The organism is Streptomyces sp. NPDC048297 (genome assembly GCF_043201585.1).
Classification (GTDB): domain Bacteria; phylum Actinomycetota; class Actinomycetes; order Streptomycetales; family Streptomycetaceae; genus Streptomyces.
Genome location: NZ_JBICZA010000073.1, coordinates 1 through 7,815, shown reverse-complemented (window position 1 = coordinate 7,815; position 7,815 = coordinate 1). Strand labels below are relative to the sequence as shown.

At 69.9% G+C, this 7,815-nt stretch carries 7 protein-coding genes and 1 pseudogene; 6 read left to right on the top strand and 2 right to left on the bottom strand.

Features of this window, described 5'->3' with window-relative positions:
• Nucleotides 1–109: 109 nt before the first annotated feature.
• Entirely contained in the window at nucleotides 110–310 is a 201-nt protein-coding gene (locus tag ACGFYV_RS37310) for a DUF397 domain-containing protein (RefSeq protein ID WP_393882998.1), read from the bottom strand.
• 215 nt (nucleotides 311–525) lie between these two features.
• On the bottom strand, nucleotides 526–1,230 hold the full coding sequence (locus ACGFYV_RS37305; RefSeq protein ID WP_393882995.1) for a dienelactone hydrolase family protein: 705 nt from the start codon (nucleotides 1,228–1,230) through the stop codon (nucleotides 526–528).
• Nucleotides 1,231–1,690: 460 nt separating this feature from the next.
• Here ACGFYV_RS37305 and ACGFYV_RS37300 point away from each other — a divergent pair, with 460 nt between their 5' ends.
• The 6 genes and pseudogenes from ACGFYV_RS37300 to ACGFYV_RS37275 form a co-directional block, all read left to right on the top strand.
• Nucleotides 1,691–1,924: a chaplin gene (locus ACGFYV_RS37300; RefSeq protein ID WP_393882997.1), complete on the top strand. Its 234-nt coding sequence runs from the start codon at nucleotides 1,691–1,693 to the stop codon at nucleotides 1,922–1,924.
• A 226-nt stretch (nucleotides 1,925–2,150) separates the two neighbouring features.
• Entirely contained in the window at nucleotides 2,151–3,776 is a 1,626-nt protein-coding gene (locus tag ACGFYV_RS37295; RefSeq protein ID WP_393882994.1) for a molybdopterin-dependent oxidoreductase, read from the top strand.
• Nucleotides 3,777–3,877: 101 nt separating this feature from the next.
• Nucleotides 3,878–4,540 carry a fasciclin domain-containing protein gene (locus ACGFYV_RS37290; RefSeq protein ID WP_393882993.1) on the top strand — a complete coding sequence of 221 codons (663 nt, stop codon included), beginning with the start codon at nucleotides 3,878–3,880 and terminating at the stop codon, nucleotides 4,538–4,540.
• 198 nt (nucleotides 4,541–4,738) lie between these two features.
• Nucleotides 4,739–5,995, top strand: coding sequence for an NAD(P)/FAD-dependent oxidoreductase (locus ACGFYV_RS37285; RefSeq protein WP_393882996.1), 1,257 nt, complete (start codon nucleotides 4,739–4,741; stop codon nucleotides 5,993–5,995).
• A complete protein-coding gene (locus ACGFYV_RS37280; RefSeq protein WP_393882992.1) occupies nucleotides 5,992–6,753 on the top strand; it encodes a DUF1365 domain-containing protein in 762 nt (253 codons plus the stop codon). The genes ACGFYV_RS37285 and ACGFYV_RS37280 overlap by 4 nt, the downstream gene beginning before the upstream one ends.
• Nucleotides 6,750–7,727: pseudogene (locus ACGFYV_RS37275) on the top strand (class I SAM-dependent methyltransferase); the annotation flags it as partial. The gene ACGFYV_RS37280 and the pseudogene ACGFYV_RS37275, both read left to right, overlap by 4 nt.
• Between the last annotated feature and the right edge of the window lie 88 nt (nucleotides 7,728–7,815).

Below are 7,815 nucleotides of genomic sequence, written 5' to 3'. Positions count from 1 at the left end.
AACGCGGGCCTACTCGGAGACCTTACGGATCATTCGGGAAGGTACGCCCTCCGCGTCCTCGCCCGGGGCTGATCCACAAGTCCTGAGCATTGCTCGCCGCCAGGTGGTGCTATGCCAGGTGGTCGAACGCGCCCCCCTTCGCGCCGGCCAGCATGGCCCCGATCTCCTCGCGGGTGTAGACGAGCTGGGTCTGGCCGGGCCGCTTGGAGTCGCGCAGGGCGATCAGGTCGCCTACCACGCCGAACTCCACGCAGTTGTCGTTCCCGCCGCTGAACGGGCTCTTCCCCCAGTTGACGCCGGAGAAGTCCAGCTCGGCGGGGTCGGGCTTGGTGTGAGCGCGCGGGCGAAGAGGACAGTGTCGTCGTCGATGACCTTCGGCCGTCCGACGTGGTTGCCCTTGACGGCGGCGTGCTGGCCCTCCAGGGTCTTCTAGCGTATGTAGTTGCGCTCGATCTGCGCGGCGGCGCCCAGGACGGCGAAGAACATCGCTCCCATGTCGCCCGGGTCGTAGATGCGTTTACTGCCCTACAGCACCAGAGGGGCGGTTGCTGCGTAGCTGGCGGCGGCCAGGCCGGAGGGCTGCTCGTCCGGGCGCAGGAGGTCGGTGACCAGTGTGGTGACGGTGCGGTGCCAGAGGCGGGAGCGGCGGAGCATGGCATGGTCGCCGTTGCGGATGAGGATAATGCCGGCGCGGACTCCGGCCGTGCGGGCCCGTTTGATGTAGTCGGCGGAGTCGTGGGGGCTGGTGATCCGGTCGCGTTCACCGTGTACCACAACGGTCCGCTTGCCGCTCAGCTGCGTGGCGGGTTCGTTTGGCGGCAGCCAGGGTGCGAGGGCGAGGACTGCGTCGACCTGTGGGTGAGAGGCTGCCCGAAGGGCTGCCCTGCCTCCCATGGAGTGCCCGATGAGGATGGTCGGCACCGGCCCGGTGATCTGCTGCAGCTCGCCGAGTGCGTGGTAGGTGTCGTTCAGGGGGTCATCCTGGTTCCAGCCGCGGTGGCGGTAGCGCACGTGGGCCAGAACGAGCTCGTCGAGGGGCATGGCGGAGGCCGCTGCGCGGAGTATGGGGCGCATCCTCAGTGCCGCCAGGTGCCAGGGCTGGGACGTCTGGTAGCCCTCCGCTCGTCCTCCGTGCAGGGTAATGATTGCCGCACGCGGCTGCTGCGGGCAGTGCCGCAGCCACAACGCCGACGTTGCCGACTTGCCGCCCTGTTCTCGCACAACCGACACGATGCCTTCCTCCCGGGGAACCACTGTCGCAGTGACATCTCGCGCAGAGAATCCGCAGCTGTCGGGGAAAAGGCTTGGTGCGCAACAGCAACTTTCGGAACACGGGTACGGCGGCAACCCGATGCCGCGGCTGGACGACCGCCGCACAGGTGCGTGATTGCCCCTGGGCGCGGCCCGGCTGTTCGGCCGCGTGTGCGGTTGTCCTCGACAGGCGCGTGACAGCGGACACGGATGCGGCTGGTGGTATCAGGGGGCTTGCAGGCAACGATTCTCGGGCTCGACGGCCGCGCCATGGGCGCTGTGTACCGCGATCGGGTGATCCAGGCCGTTTTGAGCAGTCCGCGCACGGGTTGGCAGCGGATTACGGCTGCCTGGTCGCGGTATGCGGCCGGCCGGCGGCGACTGCCGCCGCAGTAAGGAGGAAAGGCACGTGGACATGACTCTTCTGCGGTCTCGGGTGATGCGGGGTGCGGGTCTGGTGGCGGCTGCGGGCGCGGTGGTGCTCGGTGGCGCGGCGGCTGCGTCGGCCGACAGCGGCGCGCAGGGGGCTGCGATCGGCTCGCCCGGTGTTCTGTCGGGCAACGTGGTTCAGGTCCCGGTCGACATCCCGGTCAACGCCTGCGGCAACACTGTCGACGTGATCGGCGTGCTGAACCCGACCTTCGGCAACGCCTGCGTCAACACCGGCATGTGACGCACCGGCGCCACCACGTCAGACCTCTCCGAGGGGGCCCGGCCCCTGCTCAGGCACCCTCCGACAGGCTGTTGCCCCTGTTCCCCGGTCCAGCAGGGACGGCGACGTCCGTCGGTACTTAACTGCGTAATCCGTTGCGGATTGGGGGGTGGATTGGTCCGAGATCTCTTTTCACCTGATCAGGTCTGGGACCAATCCGCTCCGGCCGTAGAACCGGATTCCCTGCGTGAGGGACGAAGAGAAGGATCAGCGAGTACGGCCGGGTTGGCCGCGCCTGGCGCTGGGTGCGCTGAGCGGGGCGCTGGCCGGCTTCGCAGCGCTGGCGGTGGCCGAACTGGTCGCGGCGGGGTTGCGTCCGCAGTCCAGTCCGGTCATCGCGGTGGGCGGCGCGTCCATCGACGCAACGCCCGCTCCGGTCAAGGACTGGGCCATCCGCCACTTCGGCACCAACGACAAGCTCGTGCTGCAGCTCGGCATCCTGGCCGTTCTGGCCGTGCTGGCTCTAGTGCTGGGTGCGCTGACGGTGCGGTTTAGGCGGGTCGGAGCCGCCGGGGTCCTTCTCTTCGGGGTCATCGGGGCGGCGGCCGCGACCAGTCGGCCCGACTCCACTAGCCTCACCGACGCGCTGCCCTCCGTCGTGGGAGCTGTTGCAGGGGCTCTGCTTCTGTACGTCCTGGTGGGCAGCCTCACCGCGCCTGCCCGATCGACGGCCGGGGAGCCAGACACCGTGAGCGAGGAAGCGGCAAGTGCTGCCTCCGCAGGCTGGGACCGGCGGGGATTCGTCCTCGCGGCCGCATCCGCCGCAACGGCCTCCGCCGCGGTGGGCGCGGTCGGACGGTCCCTGAACGCCTCGCACGGCAAGGACGCCATCGCCTCACGTAACAAGGTCGTCCTGCCCAATCCCGGGTCGCCGGCGCATCCGGTCCCGAAGAGGGCCGGACTGCGCATCGACGGCATCAGTCCCTTCGTGACCCCGAATAAGGACTTCTACCGGGTGGACACCGCGTTGGTGGTGCCCAAGGTGGACGCCACCGCCTGGCGGCTGCGCATCCACGGCAAGGGCGTACGCCGTCCGGCCAGCTACTCCTTCGACGACCTGCTGCACCGTGAGCTGATCGAGCGGGACATCACCCTGACCTGTGTCTCCAACGAGGTCGGCGGCCCCTATGTGGGCAATGCCCGCTGGATCGGCGTGCGGCTGGCCGATCTGCTCGCCGACTGCGGGGTGAAGCCTCCGTCCCGAGGTGGCCGAGCGGATCAGCTGGTGTCCCGGTCCGTGGATGGCATGACGATCGGGAGCCCGGTCGAGGACGTCATGGACGGGCGGGACGCGATGCTCGCCCTCGGTATGAACGGCGAGCCGCTTCCTTTCGACCACGGCTTCCCGGTCCGGATGGTCGTCCCCGGCCTGTACGGGTTCGTGTCGGCCTGCAAGTGGATCGAGGACATCGAGCTCACCACCTTCGACTCCTACGACCCCTACTGGGTCAAGCGCGGCTGGGCCCGCAAAGCGCCGATCAAGACAGAATCGAGGATCGACACCCCCAAGCCGTTCGCACGGCCCCAGGCCGGCACGGTGATGGCCGCCGGGGTCGCCTGGGCCCAGCACCGGGGCATCGGCAAGGTCGAGGTCCGTATCGACGACGGCCCCTGGCAGGAAGCGCACCTGGCGGCCGAGGACACCCGGGACACCTGGCGGCAGTGGTCGTTTCCCTGGCAGGCCACCAAGGGCGGCCACACCCTCACGGTGCGCGCCACCGACCGCACAGGCCGGGTGCAGACGGACCAACGCACCCGCACCATTCCCGACGGCGCCAGCGGCTGGCACTCGGTGGTCGTCACCGTCGAGTGACCGCCGGCCGCACTCCAAGGGCCTCGTGCCCTCCCCCGATCCACTCTGCCAACAACCCCCATAACGCAGCTCAATGCTGCACCGTTCTACAGGAGAACATGATGAACACCCGTATCCGTCGTACCGCAGGACTCTTCGCCGCCGCTGCCGTGCTGCCCCTGGCCCTGACCGCCTGCTCAGGCGGCAGCAGTGACTCGGGCAAGTCCGACTCCTCCAACAAGGCGTCGACCCCGGCCAGCAAGAGCAGCGACGACATGGCCAGCCCCAGCGGCGACATGAGCAGCATGGACCAGCCCTTTGGCCCCGCCTGTTCGTCCGTGCCGAAGAACGGTGCCGGCTCCTTCGACGGCATGGCCAAGGACCCGGTGGCCACCGCAGCCTCCAACAACCCGGCCCTGTCCACCCTGGTGAGCGCGGTGAAGAAGGCCGGTCTGGTCGACACCCTCAACAACGCCCAGAACATCACCGTGTTCGCGCCGACCAACGACGCCTTCAAGAAGATCCCGAAGGCGACCCTGGACAAGGTCCTCAACGACAAGGCGATGCTGACGAAGATCCTCACCTACCACGTCGTCGGCCAGAAGCTCACGCCGAAGGACCTGGAGAACGGCTCCTTCGACACGCTGGAGAAGTCGAAGGTCATGACCTCCGGCTCGGGCGAGTCCTACACGGTCAACGACTCCGCCAAGGTCGTCTGCGGCAACGTCAAGACCGCCAACGCCAACGTCTACATCATCGACACCGTCCTGATGCCCAAGATGTGACATCCCGCAGCGCCCGCCGGGCCCCGTCGCGGGGTCCTGCGGCCGCTGTCCCGTGGGCCGGTCCGCGTCTGCTCAGTCGCGGACCGGCCCACGGCCGCGTTGTTCACACATTCGGGGAGGGAGAGACCAATCATGCAGAAGCCGTCCGGTGCGATACAGGCCGGGGAAAAACCGGAACTGGGCAAAGGTCGTGGGGCCATGCGCCGTACGGCCGTCATCGGCAGCGGAGCCGCGGGACTGACCGCCGCATACATCTTGAGCAAATCCCATGACGTGACCCTGTACGAGGCAGATGACCGGCTGGGCGGCCACGCCCACACCCACGACCTGACTGGGCCCGACGGGCTCACGCACCGCGTCGACTCGGGTTTCATCGTGCACAACCGCCGCACCTACCCGCACCTGCTGCGTTTGTTCCGCGAACTCGGCGTGGCCACGCAGGAGTCGGAGATGAGCATGTCCGTGCGGTGCGAGGGCTGCGGCCTGGAGTACGCCGGCGCCCGCGGTCTTCGCGGACTGCTCGCCCAGCCGCGCAACACCCTGCGCGGGTCCTACCTGCGCATGCTGGCCGAGGTGCCGCGCTTCCACCGGGCCGCCCGGCGCCTCCTCGCAACGGGCGCCGACGACACGAGCACGCTCGGCGAGTTCCTCAATGAGACGGGGTTCTCGCCCTACTTCCGGGCCCACTTCATGACGCCGGTGGTGTCCGCCGTGTGGTCCTGCGACGCGGAGACGGCACTGCGATATCCGGCGGCCTATCTGTTCCGGTTCCTCGCCCACCACGGCATGCTCTCGGTGAGCGGGTCACCGGTGTGGCGGACCGTCACGGGCGGATCGGGAACGTACGTCGACCGGATCGCGGTCGGCCTGCACGACGTGCGCGCCGGCACCCCTGTAGGGTCCGTGCTCCGGCACACGGACGGCGCGGACGTGACCGCCGGCGACGGGACCACCGCCTCCTACGACCACGTCGTCCTCGCCACACATCCCGACCAGGCGCTGCGGCTGCTCGCCGACGCGACCCCCGACGAGAAGGAGGTCCTCGGCGCCTTCCGCTACTCCCGCAACGCCACCCTGCTGCACACCGACACCTCCTTGCTGCCGCGGGCGAGCGGGGCCCGCGCCTCCTGGAACTACCTGATGCCCGACTGCCGGGCCGGCGCGGACCGGGTGCGGGTGAGCTACGACATGAACCGGCTGCAACGCCTCGACACCCCGCAGACGTACGTCGTCACCCTCGGCGGCCAGGACCGCGTCGACCCCGCCCGGGTGCTCGCCCGCATGACCTACGAACACCCCGTCTACACGCCTGAGTCCGTTGCCGCTCAGCGGCTGCTGCCGGAACTGACCACGGCCGTCACCGCGTTCGCGGGTGCCTATCACGGCTGGGGGTTCCACGAGGACGGCTGCCGCTCGGGCGTCGAGGCCGCCGCCGCCCTGGGGGTGCGGTGGTGACCGCCCTGTCCGCCCTGCGGCCGGCCCGGCCGGGGCCGCCGGCTCTCTACCCGTGCACGATCGCCCATGTGCGCCGGGCACCCAATCGCTACGCCCTGCGGCACCGCACCTACCTGTGGCTGGTCGACCTCGACCACCTGCCCATGCTGCCGCGTCCGCTCCGGCCCCTCGCACGCTTCCGCGCCCGCGATCACTTCACGGGACGTGCTCCCTCGATCCGGGCCGCGCTCGACGGCTTCCTGGCCGAGCATGGCATCGACCTGCGGGGCGGCCGGGTGCGGATGCTCGCGCATGCCCGGATCCTCGGGCACGTCTTCAACCCGCTCACCCTGTACTGGTGCGACGACCCCGACGGTGCCCTGCAATGTGTGGTCGCCGAGGTCCACAACACCTACGGCGAGCGCCACGCCTACCTGCTGCACACCGATGTGGCCGGCACCGCGGAGGTCGCCAAGGACTTCTACGTGTCGCCGTTCAACCCGGTTGACGGCCGCTACGAGATGCGGCTCCCGCCGCCCGGTGAGCGCCTGCGCCTGTCCGTGACGCTGCAGCGGCCCGGCAGTCCGCCCTTCACGGCCTCGGTCCACGGCACCCGCCGCGACGTGACCGCGACCGTGTTGCTGCGTCTGGCCCTGCGCCATCCCTGGTCGACCCTGATGGTGTCGGCCGCCATCCGCTTCCACGGTATCCGCCTGTTTCTGCGGGGCCTGCCGGTGCAGCCGCGCCCGGGCCGCCGCACCCCGGAGAGTGCTTCATGACCACGGTCGAACCCCGCCTCGCCGCCCGCCACCGCGCCGGGGGCCCCCGAACCCTGCCCGTCGACGCCGAGCGCTGGCCCGATGTGGCCGCCGTGCCCAGGGCGTCCTGGCCGGTGCGGGCCGTCACCGAGGCCGTCGTGGGGCGCGCCCTGCGGCGACTGCCCCTGCGCGTCCGGTTCGCCGACGGCACCACCCTCGGCCCGGGCGGACCACTGATAGAGGTGCGCGACCCGAAGGCGTTCCACGCCCGCATCGGCACCCGCGGGCTCATCGGGTTCGGTGAGTCGTACATGGCCGGCGAGTGGGACGCCCCCGACCTGGTCGGCGCGCTCACTGTGCTCGCCGCCCACGCGGCCGACCTGATTCCGCCCCGGCTGCAGCGGCTGCGCGGTGCGTGGGCGCAGCGACAGCCCGACGCGCAGCGCAACACGCCTGACGGGTCGCGCAGCAACATCAGCCGCCACTACGACCTGTCCAACGACCTGTTCGCGCTGTTCCTCGACGAGACCCTCACCTACTCCTCGGCCGTCTTCCGCGGTTTCCCCGCCGACTGGTCGCTGCTGGCCACCGCCCAGCACCGCAAGATCGACCGCCTGCTCGACCTGGCCGGTGTCGGCGAGGGCACCCGGCTGCTGGAGATCGGCACGGGCTGGGGCGAGCTCGCTCTGCGGGCCGCCGCCCGCGGGGCGCACGTCACCTCGCTCACCCTGTCCAAGGAGCAGCGTGAGCTGGCGCTGGACCGCGTACGCGAGGCCGGGTACGCGGACCGCGTGGCCATCGAACTGTGCGACTACCGCGAAGCCCGCGGCACCTACGACGCGGTGGTCAGCGTGGAGATGATCGAGGCCGTCGGCGCCGAGTTCTGGCCCACCTTCTTCCGCACCCTCGACGAGCGCCTGACGCCGGGCGGCCGGGCGGCGCTGCAGGCCATCACCATGCCGCACGAGCGGATGCTGGCCGCCCGGGACACTTACTGATCGTTTCAGAATGAGTTGCGCTGCGGGTCTTGTGCTCGACGATCTTGGTCGGCAGGGTGTCCGGAGTGCGTGCTGATCTTGTTCC

What these genes read in the sequence shown, in the direction of transcription:
- ACGFYV_RS37300 (WP_393882997.1), top strand. Translation starts at nt 1,691, where the DNA reads ATGCGGGGTGCGGGTCTGGTGGCGGCTGCGGGCGCGGTGGTGCTCGGT.
- ACGFYV_RS37285 (WP_393882996.1), top strand. Translation starts at nt 4,739, where the DNA reads ATGCGCCGTACGGCCGTCATCGGCAGCGGAGCCGCGGGACTGACCGCC.
- ACGFYV_RS37290 (WP_393882993.1), top strand. Translation starts at nt 3,878, where the DNA reads ATGAACACCCGTATCCGTCGTACCGCAGGACTCTTCGCCGCCGCTGCC.